The sequence below is a fragment of the Bradyrhizobium sp. 61 genome (assembly GCF_023073075.1).
GTDB classification, from domain to species: domain Bacteria; phylum Pseudomonadota; class Alphaproteobacteria; order Rhizobiales; family Xanthobacteraceae; genus Bradyrhizobium; species Bradyrhizobium barranii.
The window spans coordinates 88,559-113,467 of the sequence record NZ_JADPIU010000041.1; the positions used below are offsets into that span (position 1 = coordinate 88,559).

Here is a 24,909-nt window from a genome sequence, read left to right on the forward strand (position 1 = left end):
CCGTTCCCAGGTTGCCTTTTTCGTGTGATCAAATTACCCGCGCTAATCCGGCTGCTGCGCCGGGTCGACGCAAAGCGTTCGGAGAGATCGTCATGGCAAAACACCCTCCAATCATCCTCACGCCGTTCTTCCAGCCTCGGGATGAAGGCGCCGCGGAGCCGCGGATGTACGTGGCGGGGTTCGCGGACGAGGCGGGCGAGGCCTGGGGGACGCTGATTCCGTTGGATGCGGAGATGGTCGAGCACGCTGTTCTGGGACTTCAGACATTCACAGTCTGGTGCAACTCCGACGGTCGCATCCAACCGCAGCCGAGCAGCGCCAGTCTGTTTGAAGAGCTCTTGGAGAAAGGCCAATTGGAGGAGACGCCTCTCGATGAACTCGTCGCCGAAGCCATCGAGCAGGGCAAGAATGAACCCAATGATGACATCCTTGATATGTTCGAGACTCTGCATGAACGGCTGGTGCGGGCGGAGGGCATGGTCGCTGACGAGATCGCGCGGCGCAGGCGATGACCCTTCGCGGCGCGCGTGCGTGGCTCAGTGCTGTTGGGCCAGCTTGTATTAACGCGAGCACCGCGACCGCGGGCGGCCGACACCCAGACCGGTCGATGAAAACATAGAAACCGACGACCGGACCGCGCTCCGACTAGTCTTAAGCTTCGCCGGAGCCGGAAAACAGCGCCGTCGGTGGCATCGCGCGCGGCGGCGGGAGGGTCCGACCGCCCGGGGCTCCCGGTCGGCTCTTGAGATCGTATCGCTGGGCTAGGTCGAGTAGCCGCCGCTTGGTGAATGGGTCCGCGTTCTCCGCCAGATCGCGCGCCCGCTGCGCGAAGCCCCTGTAAAACTCTTCCACGCCGCCACCCCGCAACTTCACTGAAAATCGGATTTCAGTGTGAGACGCGCTCCACGTCAAGCGGTCTGGTGTATGCGGACAATTTTCGTCGATCTACTTGTGCTCGCGGCGCACGCGGAACTAAGCTGGTCCCGGCAGGCAAAAACCATGACTCCGCTCTACCTCAGCCGGAAGTTTTGCCCGAAGTGCGGTAAGCCGATGACGGCCGTGCCCGACGACGTCCCGCCCGGACGGCCGCGCTACATCTGCCTGGTATGCGAGGACGATCCGCTGCGCGATCCCGCCGCCTGGAAGTGGGCGGAAAGCCCGCTGCGAGCGCCGGCCAAATAACGTTCGAGTTGAAATCGAGCCCGGCAGCCGGATTGCTGCAGCGGCCGATTGTGCTCACAACCCTCTCCGACGATGGGGCGTGGCACCCCGAAGGCCCAGCTTCGTTCCATCGCGCGTGCCGGCGGAATCATCCCGGACTCGGGGCCGGCATGCCCAGCGACGCTAGCATCTGTTTCACGCCTCGCAGCACGGTCGGTCGCATGGATGCGGAGGGCGGGGTTGCATCCAGATGGCGAGTACGTCGTTCAGAATCCGCTTGTCGGTGGCCTTCGTATAAATCGGCTGTTTGCCGGGCCGCGGCTTGTCTTGTAGCCCTTCAAGGCCGTGATCGGCATAGCGGTGCCGCCAAAGGCTGACAATCCGTGGCTGGACGCCGACTTCTTTGGCGATCGAGCGGGTGCTGCGCCCGTCCGCCGCCAACAGAACTATCCGCGCCCGCTTCAAATCCCGCTGCAACGTCACCGGCGAGCGACAACACGCCTCAAGCACCTTGCGATCTTTCCGCGAAAGGTGGACTTCTCTTGCTTCGGGGATCATCCCGACCTTGAATCACGACTCACGGTCCAAGAAAAGTGGGTACTAGCGCTGGCCTCACGATCCCGCCGGCTCTGCTCACTCGCGCCAACGAGGTGATCGAGTTGCGCGTCGCAACGCTAATTTCGGCCGCCCGAGAGAGAATCGCCGCCATCAATTGCGCCGGACTTTGATCAACTTTTGCTGCCTGGCTGCGGAGCTCACGGTAAACTGCGGGCGGAAGCAGAACGTTGGCGATGATGAGGATTCCCGGAGCGGACGTGTTGGCGGCGAGCTGCTGCTGCAGGATGCTATCGAACTGGCGCATGCGACGCCATTTCTCGGACGCCATTAAACTCGTTGTGTTCGCGACAATCGGACAATAGGCCGCGATAATCACATTCGTCAGCTCAGCGTACGAAATGTTGGGCTTCTCGATCTGCAGCTTGTTGATCAGGTCGTTTATTTCGTTGGCAAGATCGGCACTATTGCCGGACGTCACCAGTTTTACCTGAAAGTCGGTGAGAAGATTAGGAGCTGCGCGCCAGGTCCAATTTCAGGGCAGTCGAGGCCAGCCGCGTGGCCGCGCCCCGGCAGGCAGACGAATAGACCACTCAGCAGGAGTACGAACGCCCAGCATTTCCATCGAAGAACTAACGATAATAAGGGCGTTGCGTCCGGAAATGCCGTAGTAGCGGCACTCGCTCTGCGAAACATTGTGCTTCTCCGGCGATTGTTTGATCCGGCGCATTTTTTCAGAAATTGATTGGGTAGAGCCAGTTCGACCATGAATGGGTACGGATCGAAATCTTGCGCAGCGCAGCCCAAGCGCCGTATTCACCGCTCGTGTAAATGGCCGCAGTGCCTTGCGCGCCGATTGGGAATTCCGGCTGGTTTGTGCCGTCTAGAAGGAGCTTTACCGCGTATTGACCTTGGGGGACATTGGGGGCGGGCTGTTGGAATTTTGGAATTTCGTCGCTCGGGAGGTATTGGCCCACTCCATTGCCGCGCCAAATGCTGTCGACTTTTCCAGAGAAGATTTGGCCGGGATAGAGGTCGAACGAAACCTCGACCGGTTGCCCTGGCCACACATATTTGAGGTTCTCCTGAAAGAAAGTTGCGAGCACATAGCGATCAGCCTCCGCGATCAAGGCCGCGATGCCGCCAATACGAACGATGCCGGACACCATTCCTGGGCGGACCTGCAGATTGAGAATGCGGCCGTCCTCCGGAGCGACTAGTGTCGTGTTGTCCAAATAATATTGTGCCAGACGAAGTTGCGCTTCGACATTGGCGACGGTGGTGTTGACGCCCTCGATTTCGGATTTGTACCTGACTTGAGCACGTTCCAGCGCGGCCTCCGCTGCGTCATTGGTCGCCTGCGCAGAGTTAACTCGCGAGAGCCATTGTTCGACTAGGTCCTCGCGAACCGCTTGCTCCTCGGCCAGCTTGTCGAACATCCGTTTTTGATATTGCTGGTACTCGAGATCAACCTTGGTCTTCGTCGCGTCTTGCGCCGCGACTGCGACGTCTAGCTTCAAAACTTTGACATTTTGTTTGGCCTCGGCGAGTTGTGCTTCGAGCTGCTGTACCTTGTATTCGTAGGGACGGCGGTCAAATTGGAACAGCGGCTGGCCCTTTTTCACGGGCGTATTCTCTTCGACGAGCACGGCGGTCACAAGGGTGGGCTCGGGCAGACGTGGGATGAGCTGGATTGTGTGCTGCACCACCGTGGCGTTGGTGGAGTTAGGTGTCACGAATCTCAAGCCGATAACGAATATTAGCAGGAGGTGGAGAACAACAAGGCCAAAGACGAGGCCCCAGGCGGGGGTGAGCCTCAGCAACCTGAACTTGAAGAAGACAAGCCAGAAGATTGTAAAGCAGACGATGAGAATGAGAAGTCCGGCGGTCATAACGGCGCACCTTTGTTAGGCGGCCCTCCCGCGTCGGGCGTCGTGGCCTCACCTTTGAGGCGCGCAATGATCGCGTCGGTTTCGCGTCTTGCTTCCTTCGGCAGATTACGAATGTCGATGATATAGGTTGGCTTGAACGCCCAGATAAATGCCTGGATCCACGGCACGACGGCCAGGAAGCCGAGCCATCCCATAGCATAGACTGCCTCAGCCTCCGGGTGCTTGCGCGCAATGGCGATGCGACCTGGAAGTCCGAGGATGAATATGAGAACGCCGATGCAGGCTGCGCCGATGACGGCGAGGCTTACGAACGTCACGTAGTCCCAAAAGCCGACGCTGAAGCCGACAAGAGCATCCATTACGGTTACTCCCTCAAAAGCGCAGCACGGCCGCCGGCATTGCTACACGGCGGCCTTTGTCGCATGCGGAGCGCGGGCTACGGCGCGACATCCGATCGCGGTTATCACCAATGACATTCCCCACATGAAAAGGTTGATGCCAAACAGTAGCCCAAGCGTCCATGCCGCCGTGCCCGGCCAGCCCGACGCGATGATCGCGGATAGGATGAGATTGACCACTCCACCGACCACCAGCCAGATCCATGATCCAAGTACGCTGCGGTGTTGGATCGCGGTGATGATCTGTGTGATCCCTTGCGCGGCGAAATACACGCCAACGACGAGCGTGAGAGAGAGAGAATGCCGGCAAGCGGCCGCGAGATCAGATAGACGCCGGCAGCAATCGATAACACGGCAGTGAGCAGGGACCACCAATATAGCCGGGTACACGCTGAGCTGTGAACACGCTAGCGAGCCCAATGATGCCACCGAAAAGGAACAGCCAGCCGGCGAAAATCTCCACCGCGAAGGTTGCGACCATCGGCTCGACCGCCGCTATAAGCCCGAGCGCGGCCATGATCAGGCCTTGGATCAGGAACAGGACCCAATGACTGCGGATCGCCTCATTGACGTCGCGTCTGATATTGCCAACTTGTGCATTTGTGGTCGCCATGGCGTTCTCCTTGAAAGCCCGGAATTGGCTAGCTATCGGGTTGTCCAAGTCGAGAATATCGATCTTGCCGGTGAAGCGGAACGGCACCTGGTAGTCCAGATCGTCCACCGGCGTGCCGGTATCGAGGCCGACGTTGAAGGTCTCGTCCCACGGGAGCGTGGACGGGAGGCGCCGACGCGATCCAGCCGTCGTGATAGATCGCACGGGAACCGAACATCTCGAAATACTGCGTCGTCCGACGACCTGGCGCGTTCGCGCTGCTCTTGTCCCAAGTGTACGCCATGCTGACGCCTTCGATCGGCTTTTGCGCGATGCCGTTCACCGTCGCCGGCTCCGGCAGGCCCGCCGCTTCGAGGATCGTCGGCACGATGTCGATCACATGGTGGAACTGGTCGCGGATGCCGCCGGCGTCCTTGATGCGCGCGGGCCAGGCCATGGCCATGCCATTGCGGGTGCCGCCGGAGTGGGAGGCAACCTCCTTGGTCCACTGGTACGGCGTGTCCCAGGCCCAGGCCCAGCCCACCGCGCAGTGTGGGTAGGTCTGGTCGGTGCCCCAGGCGTCGTAGAACTTCATGTTCATTTCCACCGTCGGGTTCACGCCGTTCGCGACAGCGAACTCGCTGTACAGGCCATGGAGCGTGCCTTCGGGGCTCGAGCCGTTGTCGCCGCTGATGTAGACGATCAGCGTGTTGTCGAGCTTGCCCGCGTCCTCGACGGCCTGGATGACACGACCGATCTCGGAGTCCGTATACGCCAGGTACGCCGCATAGACGTCGGCCTGCCGGATGTAGAGCTTCTTCGCCTCGGGCGAGAGCGTGTCCCGCTGCGGAAGGTCTTTCGGCCAGGCGGTGAGCTGAGCGGTCTGCGGAATCACGCCGAGCTTCTTCTGGTTGGCGAAGATCGTATCGCGCAGCTTGTTCCAACCCTCGTCGAAGAGGTGCATTGCGCTGATTCTGTCGGCCCATTCCTTCGTCGGGTGATGCGGCGAGTGCGTGCCGCCGGGCGCGTAATAGATCATGAACGGGCGGTCGGGCTGCACCTCGTTCAGCATCTTGACGCGCGCGATCGCCTCGTCGGCCATGGCGGTGAACAGGTTCCAGCCGGGCTGGCCAAGATAAGGCGCGATGGGTGTGGTGTTGCGGAACAGGTTGTTCGGCTCCCATTGGCTGGTGTCGTCGCCGATGAAGCCGTAGTAGTCGAAGCCCTTGACGGGTCCGGTCGCCCAGTTGTGGAAGGGACCGGCCTGGCTTCCCTCCCACTGCGGCACGTTGTGGTCCTTGCCGTACCACGACGTGTCATATCCGTTTTGCCGGAGGATCTCGCCGATGGCGACGGCGTCGCGTGGGATGACGCTGTTGTAGCCGGTCGCCTGATCGACGACGACGCCGGTAGCCACCGAGTGATGGTTGCGGCCGGTGAGGAGCGCGGCGCGCGTCGGCGAGCACAGCGCCGTGGTGTGGAACGCCGTGTAGCCCAGACCCGTCTGGGCGATGCGGTCCAGGGCCGGCGTCGGAATTACGCCGCCGAAGGTGCTGGGCGCCCTGAAGCCGACATCATCGGTCATGATCAACAGGATGTTCGGCGCGCCCTTGGGCGGCACGGTGAGCGCCGGCCAATACGGCTTCGACTGCGCGGCGTTGGAGTCGATCTGGCCCCTGAACGGTTGTGGCGGTGGCGGCAAGTATCTGCCGTCGATGGTGGTGGCGCCGGGCGAGCCGGGTGTGCCGGTCATTTGCTGGGCTCCTGCGGGAGCGCAGGCCAGCCCGTCAAGATGGCGGCCGATATCAACGTATTCGTGTTCCTGCCCATCGCATTCTCCGACGTTGTCAGCAGACTCGCATGATTTGATGGTCGGTGACTTGACATGGGCGACCTCGGACCGCCGCGTGCAGCGAACGCATCCTAGGCGCCTTCACTTCCGGCCGTTTCTGTCGGTTTCTTGTTCAGTCACCTTACTGAAGGTGGCAGGCCCCGACTATGCAATTTCGGCAGCATGGCTTTCTCCCTTGTCGCCGCTTCAAGCGCAAAAACGGCGGGCTTTGGAGTGCCCAGTTTTGTAGCTCAGATTGGTACCTACACCCGCGCCGAAGATGGCTCGTACACCGGCACCATCAAGGCGCTCTCGCTCAACATGAAGGCGCGCTTCCTTCCGGCCGAACCCTCCGAGAACGAGAAGGCTCCGGACCTGCGCGTGCTGGCCGGCAACGTCGAGATAGGCGGCGCGCGGCAGCGGATTTCGAAAGAGAACACCGTACACCGTCTATCACTCGGTGAAGCTCGACGACCCGTCCTTCCCGGCGCCGATCTATGCGAACCTCGTCGCGGTCGATGACGGCTACGCGCTGGTCTGGTCGCGCTGACCCGCAAGCTTGCGGCGTCTCGCCTTGCGCGAGGCGCCGCGGCTTCTCCTCCATGAGATTATGCGGAGTGCCGCGGTCCGCAACGTGCTGGAAATCCGGCACTCAAAGCACACCGCTCCGCATAACGCTCAGCTCCGCATAATCGGCTTATGCGGTACACCTCATAAAACCGAGTTCGGCGCTACCTGGAAGAAGACCGCCCGCGACACCGATCGCGAATACCTCTCGGTCAAGCTCGACGATCCGAGCTTCCCGGCGCCGATCTACGCCTCGCTGGTGAAGGTCGAAGGCGACGAGGGCTTCACCCTGATCTCCGCAACGGCGACTGATCGATCTGGATCATCCACCCCGCCTCTCCGGAGGCGGGGCTTTTTGCGTGTGCGTCCGGCATGGGCATTGACTTGGAGGTGGAAGTCCTCTCGTGAGCTGGTCACAGTGAACGAAGCGAACCGCATAGCGTCGGGCCGCGAGGACGGCGTGAAGGAAGCTGGAACGAAGCTGCAGGCCGACGATCAGGAACCGGATAGAAGGCGGAGCCGAGCAGGGCGAGCGGGACGTAACCGCGAAGCTCTCGTGACCAAGGCCAGGCGACGTAGATCCGGCGGTCGTGCAGCGAAGGTCAATGTACTTACCCGGGGAGATCTCGCCTTGCGCCTGAAAGGGCGACGACGGCCGTGAGGCCGTTGGAGCGAGAAGTCAGCAGAGGCCATAGTAGTCCCGCCGAAGCCTCGGCGAAGGCGGGACGAAGGGCCGAACGATGGGAAGGGCGAAACGCCCATGCACCTCGGGGGAATTATGCCGCAGAAGTCGGATGAAGGTCCGAGCGCTCGAACGGCCGAAGCGGTGAAGCCGCAGGGACCGGTCGGGCGTGTGGAAGCGCCCTCGACTGGTAATGGAAACGCCTGGGAAGCAACGAGCTGATGGAGCGGGTGTGTGCAGCCCGAAGCTGATATCAGGACGCCGCCGCCTCAACTAACCCGCCGACATCCTCAACTTTCCACTGCTGCATCTGGATAGCCGGGCCGATTGGACACACTGGCTGCAGGCGGCGGGGCTCGACGGTGCTGATGTCATGCACGGTCCGGTGCTGAACCGCGCGAGCACGGTGATCGACGCCGCGATCAACGGCCAAGGCATCGCGCTCGCACATATCGACCTTGGCGGCCTGGGATATTATCAACGGACGGCTGGTGCGGCCGTTTCCTGAATCGCTCCGCCTTTCGAAGACCTACTGGATCGTTTGCCCGAAGGCCACCGCAACACTGCCGAAGATCGTGACGTTCCGCGACTGGCTGCTTGCGGAAGCGTCAAGCGATCTGCGCGAGCTCAAGAAACTCGGCTGGTCGTTGCGGCCAATGAAAGAGAAGGGCGACTGATTTGGAACAAGTCTAAATGCTGTTCCGGGGCGTGAGCTCTACGATCACTCTTCAGCGAGGCCCCTGCTTGTTGCATGTCTCCCGATTGACCTTCTGAAGGCCCTGGCTCTACTTGCCGCCATGGGGAAAGCGATCTCCCCATGAGGCGACAAGCCCAAGAATCGCGTCCAGTTTTCGAAGGACGCAGCATGCCCGCTATCAGGCCTCTCTTCTCAGAACGGCTTCGAACCGATTGGCGCAGTCCAGCGGGGGCCGCCAGCCGTTGCGCCTCCTGTCACGGAGGGAATCTCGCAGGCGGCAAGGCAGCCGCCCGAGCTGCCGGGCAACAAGAGCAATACATCGCGAAGGCACCTCACGACGACAGGTCCGCCGTGCGGTCGGGAGGCGGCGTGACCGCGATGGCGCAGGTCGCTTATTTCCTGAGTGATAGTGAAATCCCGGCTCTAGCCTTGTTCGGCGAAACTCCTTCTGAAACCCTGCGACGTCCCGTCCAGTACTCATTCACTCGTCTCGATTGTCCTTCGTCGCTGCGGTCTATTGAACCTGCGAGGTACCTGAGCTGAGTTCTCTGGGTCGGACATGAGTTGGCCGCGTATGAGCGTCGGGACGATTGCAGAAAAGCTTCACGATGAAGCAAGAGATTCAAATCACTTCCAATTCGACATTTGAAGGCACGTCAGGAGACTCACATAACTGGGCGTTCCGCCGATGCTCTCCTGGGATGCACAGCTCGTGCGCGTCGCCGCCGGGATTGTTTTTGTAAGACACTATGCAAAAACGGCAAAAGCAGGAGGCGTGCACGCCGGGAGATTGTGGCATGGAAGGCACAGTCTCTCGCTAATGATACACGAGCAGGAAAGCGTCGATTTCGCACAGACGCGCTGTGGTAGTATCTACTCATTTCCGGTCTTCGCACGCCGGTTCGTTCTTCAGTTGTGACAGGAGGGCCGTAGAAGAGCGGGAGGATTTGGCAGATGAAGAGCGGGAAATCGGTATCAGCGGCCGCGTTCGGTTGGCGGCTGGGCGCCGCGGCAATTGCCGCGTTACTCGTGCTCCCCGACGCGGCGCGCGCCGATCAAGACGGCATCAGTTTTTGGATACCTGGATTCTTTGGCAGCCTTGCGGCCGTGCCCCAGCAGGCGTCGGGCTGGTCGGTGACCACGATTTATTATCATACCTCGGTTTCCGCCGGTGGCGACGTGGCGCGGGCGCGCGAGATCACGATCGGTCGCATTCCTGCGAACCTGAACGTCAACGTGAACGCCAACGTCAATGCGAATGTGAATCTTGGCCTTGTGGCCGGGACCTACACCTTTGCGACACCGGTGCTGGGCGGGCAGGCCTCTGCCAGCCTGTTGGCGACCTACGGCTCCAACTCCACATCGCTTGCGGGATCGCTGGTGGGGACATTGACGGGACCGGGCGGCGCCACGTTCCCCTTCTCGCGCTTCGACAGCATCGACAGCTCGATCATTGCATTTGGCGATCTGATCCCGCAGTTCGCGCTGCGCTGGAATGCCGGTGTTCACAACTACATGACCTATATTACCGGGGACATCCCGGTTGGCGCCTACCAGTCAACCCGTCTCGCAAATCTAGGGCTCGGGCACGGGGCGATCGACGCTGGCGGCGGCTACACCTATTTCAACCCACAGACCGGGCATGAATTTTCGGGAGTGCTCGGATTTACCTACAACTTCGTAAACACGGCTACGCAGTATCAAAGTGGCGTCGACATGCACTTCGACTGGGGCGCGTCGCAATTCCTGACCAAGCAGTGGCAGGTCGGCCTCGTGGGTTACGCCTATCAGGAACTCGGCTGCGACAGTGGCTCCGGCGATCGCGTCGGCTGCTTCCGGTCGCGGGTGCTCGGCGTCGGACCGCAGGTCGGCTACATTTTCCCGGTCGGAGACATGCAGGGATATCTGAACCTGAAAGCCTACGGCGAATTCGCCAATGAAAATCGGCCAGCAGGCTGGAACGTCTGGCTGACGTTCAATCTTCAGCCTGCGGCGGCAACGCCCGCTGCGCCCACGAGGCCCAGGATCACGAAATAAAAGCGCGGTGCCAACCCGTCACCCTGTGACGAACGGAGCACCTGTTTGAACTAGCTGATCCTGAACCAGGCACGTGAGCTTGGCCGGTCTCGCGAGCGTGAAAGGGTGCACTGCAGAACAACGCTATCGCAATCAAGTCGATGGCGGCAACGCACGGAGCAGATTGCAGCTAGGCGACGATGGTGGATCGTTCTCGTGGGGATGCTGATCGCCTACCTGATGCTGGCCTATGTCATACTGCCCGCATTTTGGAGCCATCACGAACGCGAACCGGGTCTCGCTTCCTTGCCTCTGGTAACCCGTACCGCGAGTGGCATCCCGGGCGATCCGCTCAATGTCGGACTTATCGGCGGCAAGGAAGATGTCCCAAGCGCCATGCATGCAGCCGGCTGGTTCCGGGCCGATCCAATTACGTTGCGTACCAGTATCGAAATTATCGGCAGCGTGGTGCTTGATCGACCATACCATGATGTACCTGTCAGCCCGCTCTACTATGAAGGAATGAAGGAGCAACTCGCGCACGAGAAGCCGGATGGCAGAAGCGCGGATAGGCGGCACCACGTCCGGTTCTGGATGGTTCTTGAAAAAGGAACCGTTGGCCGTCCGGTCTGGCTGGTTTTAGTCACGTTCGATCGCGATGTCGGTCTCAGCCACGATACGGGGCAGGTGACCCATCACATCGCTCCGGACATCGATGCCGAACGCGACCTGCTGATGCGGATTTGCGGGAGGCAAGGCATAGCGCAAAATTTCTTCCAGATTTCCGGAACGGGCCCGACCTTGTTCGGCCGAAATGGCGAAGGCGATCCGTACCATACGGACAGAGAAATCCTCGTCGCGACGCTGGTGGTCGATGGTGCCAAGCGAACAGAATCGCGGGAGACAATTCCCCACCACCGCTGATAGTTCTGAAGGATCAGATCTGGTACGGCATCAGCGGTGCGGTCAGCCAATGATAGCGACGGTCTGTGTCACTCATATCACTTCGCCCGTGCGCGAAGATCGTCGGTGAGGCGAGTCAATTCACGGTCATTCGGGACGAGGCGAGAGAGTCGCTCAGCGTATTCGAGGGCGGCATTGATGTTTCCGGAATCGCGGTTGAACATAACGAGGACAGACAGCGTGTCGCGCTCGTCCGGATGCCGGGCCAGGTTCTCCTTCAAGACGTCAATCGATTCACCAATGCGGCCCGAGGAATGCAGCGCCACGGCGTAGACATAGGCGTAGCGCGACCGGTCAGGTTCGAGCTCGCTTGCTGCGCGGAATTCGTCAAGCGCGTCGTTCGGCCGCTTCTGCCTCGTCAGGGTGAGCCCGAGAGCATGGTGCAAGCCTGCGTCCTGGCGTGAAGACGTGATGGCTGTTCTCAGAATGCTTTCTCCGTCGCCATCGCGGCCAAGCTGCCGATAAAGGTCCGCCAGATTGATCGCCGCAGGCGCATATTGGGGGCTGAGCCGCAGGGCTCCCTTGTATTCGCTCTCTGCATCGGCCGTCAGCCCGCGCCGTGCGTAAAAGTTTCCGAGGGTCGCGCGGGCTTCGGGCCGGTCCGCGTTGAAGCGTTGCGCCGCAACCAACTCGGCCGCCGCTCGGTAAAATGCTGCGCGGTCAGAGACACCCTGGTTGGCAGGAGGCACGGCGGCCAAAACGGACACCGCCCTGATACGAACGCCGCGGCTTGGATCGGAAAGAAGCGGCGCGACGAGCGGCCAGATCCGGTCGCCCGGAAGGCCGTGGAGCATGTCAAGCGCGGCGATCCGCACCATCGGATCGGGATCGGCCAATCCCTTGCGGCCGAGCTCGATATTCGCGGGCGAAACCCGCGAATGAAGTTCGCTGAGTGCGCTCGCACGGGCGATTGCCGGCGCTGTGGGACTGGCCGCCACCATAGCCAGCAGCGTGGCCGCGTCGGTTCGGTCGGTCCAGGAAGCCTGGAATGCCTCGGCGTAATTCTGGAAACCTTTCCGGTCGGTCCCGTGCCAGCGCTCGATCGCGTCGGCCGCCCATTGTGCGGATTTGTCGGCGTGACAGTTGTTGCATGCGTTGGGGGTACCAAGCTTCACGGAGAGATCTGGCCTCGGAATTCGAAGGCTGTGGTCGTGCCGCCTGTCGACCACCATGTAGGTGCTGACAGGCATGTGGCATGACGCGCAGGTCGCTGCCGGGGTTACGCCCTGGTGGCGATTGTGTGAGGCAACTTCATACTTGTCGGAGGCGTGGCATTGTAGGCAAACGCCATCGCCTGGAGCGCGGAGTTTGGCGGCATGGGGTTCATGGCAGTCGCTGCAGGTGACGCCGGCCGCGAACATCTTGCTCTGCTTGAACGGTCCGTAATTGTAGACCTCGTCGCGCATCTGCCCGTCCGCATGATAAAGCCCGCGAGCAAGGAGGGAGACGGAGTGCGTGTCGGACAGGGGTTGTCCCGGCACCCAGTCTTCCGAAAATTCGCCGCGTCGCGCGTGGCACAGCCCGCAGGTCTCGACCTCCCTGCGTGTCGCCGCAGCGGCGACGCTGCGTTGCGGATTGCCGGTCTTCTGATCGGAGTGCCAAGTGACGCCATCGCGCTCGTTCAAGAAGACGGCCAGCCCTTTGCGCGGGTCATCATCTTTTCCAAACCAGCTCCGCTGGCTGTGCGCCCAACTGACGTGGCGGGAGCCCTTGCCGTGACATGCCTCGCAGCCGACGCTGATTTCCGCCCATGTCGTGTGGAAACGATCACTGGCCGCGTCGTAGTTCTTCTGCACGCCGGTTGAATGGCACTCCGCGCACATGAAGTTCCAGTTCTGATTGAGCCTAGTCCAATGCAGCACGTCGTCGTGCTTGATTTCTTCATTGGGATAGAGGTGAAGCCAGCGTTGACCGCCCTGATCCTTCGGCCGGTTGTCCCAGGCGATCGAAAGCGCCTGCAGGCGGCCATCCGGAAATTCGATCAGATATTGCTGCAAAGGATCAATGCCGAAGGTGTATTTGACCTCGAAGGTCGCAAGCTTGCCGTCGCGACCGTCGGTCTTGACGAAGAACTTGCTGTCCTTTTTGAAAAAGCGGGAATGGACGCCGAAATAGTCAAAACTGGCGTCGTCGAAATTGCCGAGCACGGAAGCGGCCGTAGCATGCTGCATGGCATGCTTGTGCTGGGATTCCTTCCACAACGCGGTTTCGGCCTGGTGGCACCCTGCGCAGGCTTCGCTGCCGACAAAGGCCAGGGCAGGGGACGCGCCGCTGCTGCGAAGAGCTTTGGGCAAGACGAATCCGTCCTCGGTGACGAACAGCAAGGTCACGCCGGCGAGGGCGGCGACTGTCGCCAGCACCACTATGCGGGTCGCCGACTTCCACGAGCGGCGGGGCGAGGCGCGCGCGCCATCGGCATGGGCGCCCGTCGAGGCCGAAGGGCGCCTCGAAACCCTATCGCTCCTGTCGGCTCTGATCTCCTTGCGCGCCACGAATTGTTACCCGCTGTATGGTTAAGAGGACTCCCAAAATCCTAATGCAGATCCGCGACGAGAAGTTGGGTCGAATCGACCTGAGTACGCTATGCAGTTTCGGCAGAAAGGCATGTCGGCCGGCCCAAGTCATCGCATTTAAGTCATCGAATGGATGCCTCGAAAGCCGGCGGCACCCCTGATGGGCGTCCGCTTCAATCGATGGCGTATCCTGGCGGAACAATATCGCCGATAGGATCAAACGGCTTGCGGGATTGGCCCCAAAGGGCAATGTCGAGCAGGCACACCGTGTGTTATCATGCACGCTCGGCGAGTGAGCAGGCACGGCAGCCTTGCTGCTCCCAACTGCGATGTGGAATCGGGAGATCGGAAATGTCACGCAGATCCAAGATTGTCTTGACCACGTTACTGTGTTTGCTGGTCGCGCTGGTTGTCAATCTGTCGCTGCCTTCAAGGGCGGCCGTCCGCGGAATGAGTTACCAGGACTTGCTGCGCGATCCCGATTTCACGCGCGCGGTCGAGACAATCGCCGAGCAATGCAGCGTCAACGTCGATCTCGCCAAGCTGAAGTGCCAAGGGGGATGATCCCGGCACCAGCATTGTCCAACGATCGGCTATTTCCCTGCCGCGCGCGTCAGGATGGTTGTCATCAATTGGGCCGTCGTCTGATTGGATACATCGGCCTGCCTCTTCAGTTCCCGATACACGTCTGGAGGAAGAGGAACATTGGCGATGATCAGTGCTCCCGCTGGCATCATGCTCGCCGCGATCTGCCGACATTGTTGAACTGGCGCATGCGCTCCCATTGCTCGGTGGCGGTGATCTCGGGCTTGCGGGCCACGACACGACAATAGGCAGCGATCAGGGCGTTCTGCACATCGGCCCATGAAATAGTGGGGCTAGCGATTTGCAGCCGGTTGATCGACTCGTGATCTCGTTGGCGAGGTCGACGCGATTTTCGGTGCTAAACAGCCCGCCACCAGAAACGTCGCCGATGAGATCGGGAACGGACCTCGAACCGATTTCTGGACATTCGAGATTCTCGGCGCCGTAGGATTGTCCGGTCGAGCAACTCAGCACTATAAAGACCACGAACACAAACCCGATGCGTCGTCGGCGGCGCTTGCATAAAGCCGTGATGGGCGAACCCGACAGTGCAAATTCAGGCGCGCGAGGGCGATGAAGCATTCCGAATGACATCAGCATGGCCAATCTCGAAGACGTGCTTGCGGAGGCAGTGCTACTGCTCGAACGGGAACACTCGCTTCCAATCGTTCTTCATGCTGATTTGATTACCGCCCAGCCGTCCTTCGTCGCCTCGTCAAAGAGCGCAGGCGTGACCTTGCTGTCCGGCAGACCTTGCGCAGGGCCGTAGGCGTACTCACGAACGGCATCGTCATGGAGCACTAGCATCTTTAGCCGCGCGCCGGCACCCGCACCCGTCCACTCCAGCATCTCGCGGTCGCCCGTGGAGTTGCCGAACGCGGCATACGGCCGACGGCCGATCATGAGGTGAATCCCTTCGGGCTTGCCGGCATTGTTCCAGTACCCGATATCGTCGCCCATGATGACGAGGATATTGGGCTTCCGCGGTTGCTGCGCTGATGCCGGCGAAACGATTGCCATTGTGGCTGTGAGCGCCGCGAAAAGCCCCAGGGCTTCTTAGTTTGCGCATGATCGATCCTCCAAACCCAGCTCGGACCCGGCTCGGCTGATCTGCGAGCTCTATTGGACCGTGGTCCAATAGAACCCGCATCATTTGAGTTGCCTCAGTAGCAAGGCGGGTAGGGGTAATAGCCACAGTAGGGATAGGCGGCACTTGCCGCCGCCGCACCCAGGGCAGCCCCACCCACCGCGGCGGCACCGACCGCTGCAGCACCGTAACCCCCGCGATACCATGCGCCGCGCGCCACATAGGGATGGTAGCCGACGCCGACAGCGCCGACGCGGCCGTACCCGACGCGATCGAAGCCGCCGTGGAAGCCGCCGGCGCGGAAGCCACCGGCGTGGAAGCCGCCGAAGCCGCCGGCATGGAAGCCGCCAGCGTGGAAGCCGCCGAAACCAAAGCGATCGATGAAGATCGCCGCCGGGCCGTCGCTGCCGGCCAGGTCGCCTTCGAGCACATCCACGTCGAACATCAGTCGGTCACCTTCGAGCTTCGCCGTCTTCAGCACCACGACGGCATCGCGGACTTTCGACCCGTCCGCGCTGAACACCGAGACGGTGGCGTTAGGCGGATCCTTGGTAAAGCTCTCATCGCTCTCATTCTTTGGCGACTATTCCTGCAGCAGGTCGGTCGTGAGCGAATGCCCCGCCGCCCGCACCGGACGGTCCGCGAAAATGATCGAGTTGGGCGCTACGCCGGTGAGGGTCAGTTTACCGCCCTGCAGGCTGGCGCCGCCGGCGTTCATGACGATCAATGACGGCACGATATCCGGGCTGGGTTGGCCGATCGTCTTCTGCAGCGGTACGTGCTGCGGCACCGCAGGCGTGGTTTGCGCGAGAAGTGGTCCCGCGCTGGCGAGGAGCACGGCGATGATCATGCAAGCGCTGTGTGTCTTGGTCATGGTTGCGACTCCGTCTGTCCTGGTTCTTGCACCGTCCCGAGTGCGGGCGCCCGTCATGGGGCGCCCACTTGCTCACACTTGTCCTACGCGATTAGTCGCTCGGATGAGCCTCGTGTTGCTTTTTGACCTCCTGCAATTCAATCGATGCCGCACCTGAGGCTCAGACAGAGAGGACAGGGGGCATGGCACGCGGACCTGGACTCCAATCAAGCGCGGATCGACAGCGGGGCGGCCATGGCCGCCCCCCTTCTTCATTGCCTCGATGCCCCTATTCGCCCTGATGGGTTGTAGTCTTGGTTTCCCTGATCTGTCCTATGACCTGATCCAGGTTGTAGCTCGACGGCACCTGCATCGGCGGAAACTCGCGGTACGACTCCAACTCCATGAGCCACAATGACTGGCCCATCGGGAACATGGCAAGCGCGTCGTACATGTAGGCAGTGCTCGGCGCCGCCAATGAGCCGCCGAAATAGAGCAGCGACTTCGCATCGTCGGGGGACACGTTCTGCTCGAACGGGTCACACTTGATGTTCTGGATCAGCGGGAAGTTCCACTTCACGGGCCCCTTGAGCCAGCCAGCAGGCCCGGGCCCGGCCACGTCGTAGTAGGTCTTCCAGTTCTTGTAACGCACCGCCGCAGGCTTGGCTCCGGAGTAGTAGAAGAAGTAGTCCCGGGCAGACTTGTCCGACTTGCCGGTCAGGTAGTCGATCTGGTTGAAGCCATCGAGGGTCGTCTTGACGATGCCGGGATATTGGCCGGCCTCGATTTGCTTCTTGAGCCCATCACCTTTCGGACCACCGGCGATCTCGACAAAGGTGGGCAACCAGTCGAGCGAGGCGAACAGCTGGTTCTTGATCGTACCGGGCTTGATGACTCCCGGCCAGCGGATGACAGCGGGAGCGCGGTAGCCGCCCTCCCAAGCTTCGCCTTTCTGACCTCTGAACGGCGTGATCCCATCATCGGGGAAAGTTATCGTTTCGGCACCGTTGTCGGTGGTGAACACGACAATCGTGTTGTCGAGCTGGCCCATGTCCTCGAGCTTCTTGAGCACATAGCCGATATTGTCGTCCATCTGCTTCATGCCGGCTTCATTGATGCCCCAATCCTTGCCGCCTACTACGCCGAGCATAGCCAAGTATTTGTCCGACAACAGCGTTGTGACGTGCATGCGCGCCGGGTTGTACCAAACGAAGAAAGGCTTGCCGGTCTTCTTCGGGTCGTTGCGGTCGAGGAAGTCGATGACTTTGGCTGAGATTTCCTCGTCCACCGTCTTCGAGCGCTCCAGCGTCAGCGGACCCTGGTCCTGACACGTCTGATTCTTCGACGTGCCGTCACTCGATTTGCACCAGATGATCGGGCGCGGTGGGGTCGCGCAGGTCGTCGTTTTCGGGTCCACCGCGCCGGGGACCTCAGGCAGGCCGGGGATCGGCGTGTTTTTGCACGGCGGCACAAAGGCCTGGGTGGTCGGATTCTTGTTGACGTCGGGGAAGCTCACCGCCTGCATGGCGTCGAGGTGGTAGAGGTAGCCCCAGTATTCCTGGAAGCCGTGCGCGGTCGGCAGCGCGGCGGTGTGGTCACCGAGGTGGTTCTTGCCGAACTCGCCGGTGTTGTAGCCGAGGTCGAGCAGGAACTTGGCGAGCGCCGGCGTGCCAGGCTGCAGATAGGTGGGACTGCCCGGAATCTGCGGCTGGACCATGCCGGTGCGCAGCGGATACATGCCGGTGAAGAAAGCATTGCGCCCGGAGGTGCAGCTCTGCATGGCGAGGTAGTCCATGAACTTCGCACCTTCCTGGCCGATCCGATCGAGGTTCGGCGTTTCCCCGACCATCAGACCTTGATGGTAGATGCTCGGCTGCATCCAGCCGATATCGTCACCCATGATGAAGAGGATGTTGGGCTTCTGTCCCTGCTGGGCGGAGGCAGGAATGCTCGCCGCTGTCGTGGCGGTACACAGCACGGCAAGAGCGCCCCAGATTGTTCTGAACATGCTCATGGTTGCTTTCCTCTGTGTCGACTGCCGAAACTTGGGCCGCAGCCTCCGCCAAACTCCACCCACCGACCGTCTTTGCCTTTGCCGATCCGCGCAGGATCACATTCGGCAATCTGTCGGACGCCTCGCGAATCGAAAATTGATCGAAGCGCCATGATGCGCTATGCGCTTTCGGCAGGTTAAGGTTACGGATCACGTTGCAGCGTGACGGAAGGAGACTCGCCAAAGGTAGTGCGATAGGTCACTGCAAAGCGCCCAAGTTCCATGAATTGATGATTTCGGGCGACCTCGGCGACAGTGGCTATCGAAGGGTTGGCACGACGCAGTGCCGAACGAACCTTATTCAATCGCCGCAACAAGAGATATCGCGTGGGGCTTACGCCGAGGAATTTGGCGCAACAATTCCTCAGGCTACGCTCCGGCACGCCGATCTCTGCACAAAGCGCAGGCATTTTCAGTTTTTGATCAATGCGTTTGCTGAGGCTTTCCTCGAAACGACTCATGACGACAGCGTGATGGTGTCTTGTCTTGAGACTGTCGTCGGTCTCGTCGGTGGCAAGGCAATTGACGATCGCGTGAAACATTTCCTGCTCCAGCGCTCTTGCAACCTCAGGGCGCTCGATCAATTTCTGTTTGGCTTCCGCAAGATGGCAAGCTTCTCTGAAGAGACGCTGAAACCTTGATACGTCCGCGCGGGCGGGGCGGAGTATTCTGCTCGCGAGCGGCGGTGCAATCTCTTGTCCGGTCAACGCCTTGCAGCAGCTCTCAAACTGTTGGGGCGATATCGATATCAAGCCCCACTGGCATGCACCCTTGGATCGTTGATGCGTGCTCCCGCCACGGCCGTGCAAAACCATGTCGCCGTTCCGCAATGCAAATCCATCGGATACAAGGGACGTCGTACCGAGCGGAAATGACAGGAGAATCTGCCCGAGGGGCAGCGAAAGATAGGCGATGCACGGAAGGCTTTCGCAGTACCAACACACTTCCAGATGTTTCAACTTCAGCCGTGTCAACCGTGCCTCGAAATCGCCGGCACCCGTTATCGTAAGATTGATGCGTGCGTCGCCGAATCCGCCGGCGTAGCGGTCAGCGTCGCTAAAGGTGCGTGTACCACTTTCTACCATATGCCCCGTCCCGTCGGACCGGCGGACAGTTCTTGCGACCCATTGAACGATCGGTCTGACTGATGGAGGCAGCATTACGTAGTGGGCCGCCTTCGGCTATGCGGGTTCGGAAGTTCGAGGTTGATGTTGGAATGTGACGACTATGCAATTCCGGCAAGCCGGCAGATGATCTCGACCACATGGCGCAACCACAGTGCCGCGTTCTATGGAAGAACCGCTTGACGGCGGTATTTCAGAACCGAAACGGCGCGAGCTGCTCGTTTCCCGGAGAATTTGTCAGACAACGCTATACGGCTGAGAGCCAAGGCCGCTATTCAATTACGGCACGGAGAATGGGATTGTGGGGCCGGCCGACGGAAAAGAATCGGCAAGATCGGCTTTCGGCGTGCGAGCTCAGCACCGCCCTAAACGGATTCTGTCCGCCAGTTGGCGCTGCCTGATCGTGTTCATCACGTCCGAAGTCACCTTTGAGAGCAAAGTGGACGTTAGGAGAACAGTCAAGCGACCTGCAAGTTCGTGGCTGCGAGCGCTGACGGGCGTTTTAAATAGACTTCCGGTTGGTGCGCGGGGCGCCGCAAGGTGCACGACGGCGGCTCCCCGAACAGTGCGCGGTAGGCAACCGAAAAGCGCCCGAGCTCCCAAAAGCCGTGGCCTGTAACTATCTGCGTGACGGTGGCCTCGCACGGATCCGAGCGCAGGAGCTCCCGCCGCACGAGGTGCATTCGGCGCAAGGTGAGATAGCGGATTGGTCCCATGCCGAGATGCTCTTCGCAGGAGGCGCGAAGTGTCCGCTCCGCGACGCCGATCGCTGCGCAAATTTCGGGAAGAAAGAGCGGCCGGTCCGGATTTGTCTCCAAGAATTCCTCGAACCGCGCGACGATGGTGTCGTGACGACGGCTGCCGGCGGTCGGCTCTATGGCGGCGCCCTCGGCAAGGCACCTCACCATGAGGTGAGTGAGCTCATTCTCCAACGCCCGAAGGACCTCGGGTAACTCCAGAATATCCGGAGTGTCATGCGCAAGCTGCCCAACGCCTTTGTGCAGTCTTAAGAGTCGGAGCATCAGTGCAGAATTCGGGCGAATAATTCGTTTCTGCGGCGCTTTCAGAAACTCAAGCCCCATTATTGTCTCGGCAGCGGCGTCCAGATCATCGATCGGAAGAGACATCGTTCCATAATGAAGGTCAGCCTCGGATCGTTGATGTACGATGTCGAGCCGGTTCACGACGACGTCGCCGGGCAAGACTTCCAAGCCACAGTGCAGGAATGGTGATGACTCAGGTTCGGTAAGAAAGCCAATCGATGTACGGCCGGGCCTGACCGCGACAGTATTGACCTGTGGCAGGGCGATATGAAATCGATGCATCCAGAGCCTGTTCATGCCGATCTGTGTAAGCTCGGCATGAAAACTTCCTTTGGCTATCGGATATAACTCGACGTCGGCAAACCGAATAACTTGCTGGCACGCCGACGGATCGGTAAAACTAAGAACTCTACTCAACGCCATTTCTGTTCTCCCCCAAGACAGAAATTACTATTTGGTCAGACAACCGGTGTTACGGCGACGGACGTCAGGAGGACTGAGCTTCGGATCGCAAAAGCAAAATAGGCCGTGCGATGGCGGCGACCCGAAATCGCGGTTGTAATATAGCTTTTCTAATACCTCTGATCAATCGGCGGAATCTTGACTTAAATCAATGCCCGGTCTGTGACGCCACAGTCATGCCTGCGTGGGTAGCCATGATGAGTTCGACAAGGCCGGGCTCACTGGACTCGGCCAGCATCTTGATGTCGCCTTCGAGAACTGCCTTGAAAGGCAGCTTGTCCTTCCACTCCGGATGCATGAGGGCGAGCGCCCGGATGCGATCGAGCGCGAAGGCGAGTTGGGTTGCTCCACTCAAAGCGTGCCGGCATTGTCGAATATGGCAATGCAATCGGAAGGTGCGATGAATCCGCGCTACCGGTTCTGGTGACGCGGCCTAAGAATTCGACAATGGCTTGTTTTGCGGGCGTGTCGCTCCAGGACGGCAAAGGATCGGTCCGCGCGAAAGCAGGGGATGATCAGGGCAACACCATGATTAATCTTGGCACTAACGGGGTGGGACGAGCTTGTCGGTCTTTATCTTCGCTGTCGCGGTGACAAACCTCGTTGCCAGATGGTCCCATTGTCGAACTGAATGACCATGCCATCGGGGGAATAAACCGCACCATCGTTGAAGGCATCAATCCAGATCCGGCTTGTCGGCGCAAACCAGTCCGGCCATGCTTGTGCAGGTATGCCTCCTTCGGTCAAGAGATTAAGTGCAGGTCCGTTCTGCGTGATATGGGCAGGTAGGCTTCCCCGGCACATGTTAACGCACGTATAAGTGCCGGTCAGGTTAAGCGATTGAGCCGATGCACCGGTAGCCGCGAGCGCGGCCACCATGCCGATGGCCAGTGATAAACGTTTCATAACACCATCCCTTCGATCTAATATTCAGGCTGGCCCCAAAAGGGGCTCCAGTCTCTCATCTTCAGCCTTTCCGAGTTTGATCGCTAGACTAACGAAGACTTGGCAGCTATCGGACGCCGATCGCCCGCCTGCCGAGAGCAATCAAGTCTTAATGCCAGGTTCGCATGACTATGCAGATTCGGAATCTCGCAAACGTTGAATCGGGAAACGACTTGCCCTTTGAGAAACCTTGCCCGGGGGCGACCATCGCTTCTACTCTCTTCAGAGCGGAGGTTTCAGCTGATCGCCGATTGCAGATCGCGACGGACCCTGCATAGACTCAAACCATTCTCGGAGGCCGAACCGTCGGTCCGATGTCTGCCGGAGAAAGAAGATAAGATCGGGAGCCAGCGGCTGCGGCGCGCCGGGATCATGCGCCGCGGATGTGATGATCCCTAACCACGCCAAAGCCGATCGAGAACCACAGCCCTGGCCAAGTTTGCGAGACTGGGCCAGCGGCCGAGCCGCGACTTGGTGCTCGAAATGTCGATATGCTCAAGACCGGAACTCTCGACGAATACCCTTCGAGCTTTGATAAATTGCCAGCTCAGCGGATTTCGTTTCTGGAACACCGTCTGAACTTCGTGTTGTAGGTATCCGGACAGGACGATGGGCGGCGGAGCAAACACCTCGGGCAATGTCGAGGACAGGTTACTATCGGTCAGAACCTTCCATCGCGAGTGGCCGCCCATGAGCGGTGACCGCAAACTGAACACCACTCGTCCGATCCTGGTTTCCCGGACGGCATAAGAACACATCGCACAGGGCTCAATGGTTGAATAGAGCGTGCAATCATCAAGGCTTGTCGTGCGGAGCTTCTTCTGGACGGAGGCAATGGCAACCATCTCGGCGTGTCGCGTAACGTCTCCTTCGGCTCTGACCATATTGAGGGATTCGCAAATGAATTCGCCCCGCCGAGCGATGACGGCGGCAAAGGGGTACTCCCCACTTTGCCCCGCAGATTGGGCAAGAGCAACGCAACGACGCATCATGGTCGCATCGGACTCTGAATCGGGCATTCTCATTGCGCTCCGTTCTCGCGCTGTCCATCAGCGCGCGTCGCAGCGTCGCTGATGGATTTTCGCCGAACGCCGCGCGATGGCGCTCGATAAGGGATGTCAGCCCGCTTTGCCTACCGATAAGCCATGCAAAGCTAATGTCGGGTCGCAAGGCTGACTATGCAGATTCGGAATTCTCCGAACGAGGCCCCCGGGGCGGACGAACGGCCTTTAAGTGGTCCTTCGACGTGTGGGCGAGTTGCCCCCTCCCTGTGCTTCCAACGGCGTGGAAGGGCGACAACACTCCCCTCAAAAGGCGCGCTAACGTCACTCCGATCGACTGCAGCACAGGTTGCCGAAACCGCATAGGCCGCCATAGCGGAGGAGGCACAATTGGAGGCTCCGGACCTCGAACGGTGATGCGCGAACTTAAGCTGCCGAAATCGCATAGCACGAAACGTTTCCTCCGGCTGGACTCTAGTCGAGTTGGCAAGACCGAATGGAGGAAGCCAATGAAAGTTCGACGCGCATTATGGCATGGCCTTCTGGCGGGTGTTGCGGCCACCGGCATCGGCACAACATTGGCATTGCTCGCCTTCTTCGTAACGGCGCAGGCGCAGACCCAGTGCCCCGTGATCGGAAGTGCATCCACCTGGGGATTTCCTGCGACGGGTTATTTTGATGTTTCCCCGGGCGGCACCTGCCTCTTCTCGCTCAATGTGAATGGTGAAATCCTAAGCGCCACCATCACGCAAGCGCCCTCGAACGGAAGGGTAAACATGGTGAATGTGTCCACCTACACCTACACGGCGAACCCGGGCTTTACCGGCACAGACACGTTCGTGATACAGGCGACAGGAAAGGATATCGACGGCCCCGCTGGAATGTCGGTGATCACCATGAATGCGACAGTTCGCTGAGCAGCTCCCGAAGGCACGGCGGATCACGTATTTTTCAACCTGGAAGACCCTGGCGTGGCCCGGGACTTCGGAGGATTTGACTTCGTCGCTGCGAAGCACTGCGTTGGGAGCCTCTAAGCAGAGAATCGGTTTGCCGTGCAATCAATCGTATCGAGCTAGTAGCCGGCGCCTTCCTTCGACGCAGATGAGGCACCGCACTGCTATGCCTTTCTTCGACTTTTCGCACTTGAGCCATTCTGTCTCGCTGCACCAACTGCGCAAGCCAGCTTGCCGGTCACCCGAACAGGGTCCCCGCTACGAAGGGTCGGCTGGTTTGCCCGAATCTAGACAGCAGCGACATCGTGCCCAGCTCAGGAGAAAGCCATGCTGCCGAAATTGCATAGTCGGGGGCCCGCCACCTTCAGTAAGGTGACTGAACAAGAAACCGACAGAGGATGCGTTCGCTGCACGCGGCGGTCCGAGACCCCGCGTGTCGACTGGCCGACTATCAAGCTCTGCGAATCTGCTGACAACGTAGGAGAATGCCATGGGCAGGAATACGTTGATATTGGCCGCCATCTTGATGGCCTTTGCCTGCGCTTCCGCGGGAGCCCAGCAAACGACCGGCACACTCGGCTCGCCCGGCGCGACGACCACCGTCAACGGCCGCTATCTGCCAAATCCACCACAATCGTTCAGGGGCGAGATCGATCCCAACGAAGCCCTATTGGCCGGCACGGGTCGTACCCCCCGAAGGGCGCGCCCAACGTGCTTCTGATCATGACCGATGATGTTGGCTTCAGCGCGCTCAGCACCTTTGGCGGCGTGATCCCGACACCGACCCTGGACCGCATCGCCGCCATCGGGCTGCGGTACACAAACTTCCATACGACCTCGCTGAGCTCACCGACGCGGGCCGCGCTGCTGACCGGGCGGAACCACCACTCGGAGGGCTTCGGCAACGCCGCGCGAAAATGACAATGCTGAGCCGGC

General features: G+C 60.2%; 22 protein-coding genes and 7 pseudogenes. 11 read left to right on the plus strand and 18 right to left on the minus strand.

Annotated elements, in window-relative coordinates; all coding sequences use genetic code 11:
* Positions 1-92 precede the first annotated feature (92 nt).
* On the plus strand, positions 93-512 hold the full coding sequence (locus tag IVB46_RS12330; RefSeq protein WP_247316018.1) for a hypothetical protein: 420 nt from the start codon (positions 93-95) through the stop codon (positions 510-512).
* Between the two features lie 139 nt (positions 513-651).
* Here the strand turns inward: IVB46_RS12330 and IVB46_RS12335 are convergent, their stop codons facing one another.
* A complete protein-coding gene (locus IVB46_RS12335; RefSeq protein ID WP_247004992.1) occupies positions 652-852 on the minus strand; it encodes a hypothetical protein in 201 nt (66 codons plus the stop codon).
* A 147-nt stretch (positions 853-999) separates the two neighbouring features.
* Between IVB46_RS12335 and IVB46_RS12340 the strand changes: the two genes are divergently transcribed.
* Entirely contained in the window at positions 1,000-1,182 is a 183-nt protein-coding gene (locus IVB46_RS12340) for a zinc ribbon domain-containing protein (RefSeq protein ID WP_247316019.1), read from the plus strand.
* A gap of 246 nt (positions 1,183-1,428) precedes the next feature.
* Here IVB46_RS12340 and IVB46_RS12345 read toward each other — a convergent pair.
* The 7 genes and pseudogenes from IVB46_RS12345 to IVB46_RS12375 all read right to left on the minus strand — a co-directional run.
* Positions 1,429-1,719 (minus strand): annotated as a pseudogene (locus IVB46_RS12345) (helix-turn-helix domain-containing protein); the annotation flags it as partial.
* Between the two features lie 19 nt (positions 1,720-1,738).
* Entirely contained in the window at positions 1,739-2,197 is a 459-nt protein-coding gene (locus tag IVB46_RS12350) for a hypothetical protein (RefSeq protein WP_247342846.1), read from the minus strand.
* 253 nt (positions 2,198-2,450) lie between these two features.
* Positions 2,451-3,608 carry a biotin/lipoyl-binding protein gene (locus IVB46_RS12355; protein ID WP_247342849.1) on the minus strand — a complete coding sequence of 386 codons (1,158 nt, stop codon included), beginning with the start codon at positions 3,606-3,608 and terminating at the stop codon, positions 2,451-2,453.
* A complete protein-coding gene (locus IVB46_RS12360) occupies positions 3,605-3,967 on the minus strand; it encodes a DUF3302 domain-containing protein (protein ID WP_247342851.1) in 363 nt (120 codons plus the stop codon). Before IVB46_RS12360 ends, IVB46_RS12355 begins: the two co-directional genes overlap by 4 nt.
* Positions 3,968-4,009: 42 nt before the next feature.
* Complete coding sequence (locus tag IVB46_RS12365; RefSeq protein WP_247342853.1) at positions 4,010-4,279, minus strand: DUF308 domain-containing protein; 270 nt, start codon at positions 4,277-4,279, stop codon at positions 4,010-4,012.
* 49 nt (positions 4,280-4,328) lie between these two features.
* Positions 4,329-4,619, minus strand: a complete 291-nt coding sequence (locus tag IVB46_RS12370) for a DUF308 domain-containing protein (protein ID WP_247342855.1) — start codon at positions 4,617-4,619, stop codon at positions 4,329-4,331.
* 172 nt (positions 4,620-4,791) lie between these two features.
* Positions 4,792-6,428, minus strand: a pseudogene (locus IVB46_RS12375) (arylsulfatase); the annotation flags it as partial.
* Between the two features lie 184 nt (positions 6,429-6,612).
* Here IVB46_RS12375 and IVB46_RS12380 point away from each other — a divergent pair.
* The 6 genes and pseudogenes from IVB46_RS12380 to IVB46_RS12400 all read left to right on the plus strand — a co-directional run bounded on the left by IVB46_RS12380 (position 6,613) and on the right by IVB46_RS12400 (position 11,315).
* A pseudogene (locus IVB46_RS12380) lies at positions 6,613-6,979 on the plus strand (DUF736 domain-containing protein).
* 60 nt (positions 6,980-7,039) lie between these two features.
* A pseudogene (locus IVB46_RS44870) lies at positions 7,040-7,291 on the plus strand (DUF736 family protein); the annotation flags it as partial.
* 760 nt (positions 7,292-8,051) lie between these two features.
* Entirely contained in the window at positions 8,052-8,186 is a 135-nt protein-coding gene (locus IVB46_RS44875; protein WP_256468599.1) for a hypothetical protein, read from the plus strand.
* Complete coding sequence (locus tag IVB46_RS12390) at positions 8,170-8,355, plus strand: hypothetical protein (RefSeq protein ID WP_247316035.1); 186 nt, start codon at positions 8,170-8,172, stop codon at positions 8,353-8,355. The genes IVB46_RS44875 and IVB46_RS12390 overlap by 17 nt, the downstream gene beginning before the upstream one ends.
* Before the next feature lie 974 nt (positions 8,356-9,329).
* Positions 9,330-10,412 carry a transporter gene (locus IVB46_RS12395; protein ID WP_247342857.1) on the plus strand — a complete coding sequence of 361 codons (1,083 nt, stop codon included), beginning with the start codon at positions 9,330-9,332 and terminating at the stop codon, positions 10,410-10,412.
* A gap of 201 nt (positions 10,413-10,613) precedes the next feature.
* A complete protein-coding gene (locus IVB46_RS12400; RefSeq protein WP_247342879.1) occupies positions 10,614-11,315 on the plus strand; it encodes an LssY C-terminal domain-containing protein in 702 nt (233 codons plus the stop codon).
* 77 nt (positions 11,316-11,392) lie between these two features.
* On the opposite strand, the gene IVB46_RS12405 is transcribed toward IVB46_RS12400, so the two are convergent.
* Positions 11,393-13,525 (minus strand): tetratricopeptide repeat protein, encoded by a 2,133-nt coding sequence (locus IVB46_RS12405; protein ID WP_247342881.1) that lies wholly within the window; start codon positions 13,523-13,525, stop codon positions 11,393-11,395.
* 735 nt (positions 13,526-14,260) lie between these two features.
* Here IVB46_RS12405 and IVB46_RS12410 point away from each other — a divergent pair.
* Positions 14,261-14,431 (plus strand): hypothetical protein, encoded by a 171-nt coding sequence (locus IVB46_RS12410; protein WP_247316037.1) that lies wholly within the window; start codon positions 14,261-14,263, stop codon positions 14,429-14,431.
* Positions 14,432-14,707: 276 nt separating this feature from the next.
* Here IVB46_RS12410 and IVB46_RS12415 read toward each other — a convergent pair whose 3' ends face one another.
* From IVB46_RS12415 to IVB46_RS12455, 9 genes and pseudogenes are all read right to left on the minus strand, one after another.
* A complete protein-coding gene (locus tag IVB46_RS12415) occupies positions 14,708-15,052 on the minus strand; it encodes a hypothetical protein (RefSeq protein ID WP_247342859.1) in 345 nt (114 codons plus the stop codon).
* A gap of 72 nt (positions 15,053-15,124) precedes the next feature.
* Positions 15,125-15,472, minus strand: coding sequence for a hypothetical protein (locus IVB46_RS12420; protein WP_247316039.1), 348 nt, complete (start codon positions 15,470-15,472; stop codon positions 15,125-15,127).
* A gap of 143 nt (positions 15,473-15,615) precedes the next feature.
* Positions 15,616-16,389: pseudogene (locus IVB46_RS12425) on the minus strand (hypothetical protein).
* 292 nt (positions 16,390-16,681) lie between these two features.
* On the minus strand, positions 16,682-18,400 hold the full coding sequence (locus tag IVB46_RS12430; RefSeq protein WP_247342883.1) for an arylsulfatase: 1,719 nt from the start codon (positions 18,398-18,400) through the stop codon (positions 16,682-16,684).
* Between the two features lie 188 nt (positions 18,401-18,588).
* Entirely contained in the window at positions 18,589-19,530 is a 942-nt protein-coding gene (locus tag IVB46_RS12435; protein WP_247342861.1) for a helix-turn-helix domain-containing protein, read from the minus strand.
* A 497-nt stretch (positions 19,531-20,027) separates the two neighbouring features.
* Positions 20,028-21,035 (minus strand): AraC family transcriptional regulator, encoded by a 1,008-nt coding sequence (locus tag IVB46_RS12440; RefSeq protein WP_247342864.1) that lies wholly within the window; start codon positions 21,033-21,035, stop codon positions 20,028-20,030.
* A gap of 211 nt (positions 21,036-21,246) precedes the next feature.
* Positions 21,247-21,589: pseudogene (locus tag IVB46_RS12445) on the minus strand (haloacid dehalogenase-like hydrolase); the annotation flags it as partial.
* A gap of 58 nt (positions 21,590-21,647) precedes the next feature.
* The gene (locus IVB46_RS12450) at positions 21,648-21,980 is read right to left on the minus strand and encodes a hypothetical protein (RefSeq protein WP_247316043.1); all 333 of its coding nucleotides are present in this window, start codon (positions 21,978-21,980) and stop codon (positions 21,648-21,650) included.
* A 434-nt stretch (positions 21,981-22,414) separates the two neighbouring features.
* On the minus strand, positions 22,415-23,038 hold the full coding sequence (locus IVB46_RS12455) for a nucleoside deaminase (RefSeq protein WP_247342866.1): 624 nt from the start codon (positions 23,036-23,038) through the stop codon (positions 22,415-22,417).
* A gap of 491 nt (positions 23,039-23,529) precedes the next feature.
* On the opposite strand from IVB46_RS12455, the gene IVB46_RS12460 reads away from it, so the two are divergent.
* Positions 23,530-23,937, plus strand: a complete 408-nt coding sequence (locus IVB46_RS12460; protein ID WP_247342868.1) for an Ig-like domain-containing protein — start codon at positions 23,530-23,532, stop codon at positions 23,935-23,937.
* A gap of 562 nt (positions 23,938-24,499) precedes the next feature.
* Positions 24,500-24,876, plus strand: a pseudogene (locus IVB46_RS12465) (sulfatase-like hydrolase/transferase); the annotation flags it as partial.
* Between the last annotated feature and the right edge of the window lie 33 nt (positions 24,877-24,909).

Excerpts from the sequence above, each read along its gene's own strand:
- IVB46_RS12450 (WP_247316043.1), bottom strand. The coding sequence starts at position 21,980 with ATGAAACGTTTATCACTGGCCATCGGCATGGTGGCCGCGCTCGCGGCT.
- IVB46_RS12360 (WP_247342851.1), bottom strand. The coding sequence starts at position 3,967 with ATGGATGCTCTTGTCGGCTTCAGCGTCGGCTTTTGGGACTACGTGACG.
- IVB46_RS12330 (WP_247316018.1), top strand. The coding sequence starts at position 93 with ATGGCAAAACACCCTCCAATCATCCTCACGCCGTTCTTCCAGCCTCGG.
- IVB46_RS12405 (WP_247342881.1), bottom strand. The coding sequence starts at position 13,525 with ATGCAGCATGCTACGGCCGCTTCCGTGCTCGGCAATTTCGACGACGCC.
- IVB46_RS12435 (WP_247342861.1), bottom strand. The coding sequence starts at position 19,530 with ATGGTAGAAAGTGGTACACGCACCTTTAGCGACGCTGACCGCTACGCC.
- IVB46_RS12440 (WP_247342864.1), bottom strand. The coding sequence starts at position 21,035 with ATGGCGTTGAGTAGAGTTCTTAGTTTTACCGATCCGTCGGCGTGCCAG.
- IVB46_RS12400 (WP_247342879.1), top strand. The coding sequence starts at position 10,614 with ATGCTGATCGCCTACCTGATGCTGGCCTATGTCATACTGCCCGCATTT.
- IVB46_RS12460 (WP_247342868.1), top strand. The coding sequence starts at position 23,530 with ATGAAAGTTCGACGCGCATTATGGCATGGCCTTCTGGCGGGTGTTGCG.
- IVB46_RS12420 (WP_247316039.1), bottom strand. The coding sequence starts at position 15,472 with ATGGCAATCGTTTCGCCGGCATCAGCGCAGCAACCGCGGAAGCCCAAT.
- IVB46_RS12430 (WP_247342883.1), bottom strand. The coding sequence starts at position 18,400 with ATGTTCAGAACAATCTGGGGCGCTCTTGCCGTGCTGTGTACCGCCACG.
- IVB46_RS44875 (WP_256468599.1), top strand. The coding sequence starts at position 8,052 with ATGCACGGTCCGGTGCTGAACCGCGCGAGCACGGTGATCGACGCCGCG.
- IVB46_RS12355 (WP_247342849.1), bottom strand. The coding sequence starts at position 3,608 with ATGACCGCCGGACTTCTCATTCTCATCGTCTGCTTTACAATCTTCTGG.
- IVB46_RS12340 (WP_247316019.1), top strand. The coding sequence starts at position 1,000 with ATGACTCCGCTCTACCTCAGCCGGAAGTTTTGCCCGAAGTGCGGTAAG.
- IVB46_RS12415 (WP_247342859.1), bottom strand. The coding sequence starts at position 15,052 with ATGCTGATGTCATTCGGAATGCTTCATCGCCCTCGCGCGCCTGAATTT.
- IVB46_RS12395 (WP_247342857.1), top strand. The coding sequence starts at position 9,330 with ATGAAGAGCGGGAAATCGGTATCAGCGGCCGCGTTCGGTTGGCGGCTG.
- IVB46_RS12370 (WP_247342855.1), bottom strand. The coding sequence starts at position 4,619 with ATGGCGACCACAAATGCACAAGTTGGCAATATCAGACGCGACGTCAAT.
- IVB46_RS12455 (WP_247342866.1), bottom strand. The coding sequence starts at position 23,038 with ATGCCCGATTCAGAGTCCGATGCGACCATGATGCGTCGTTGCGTTGCT.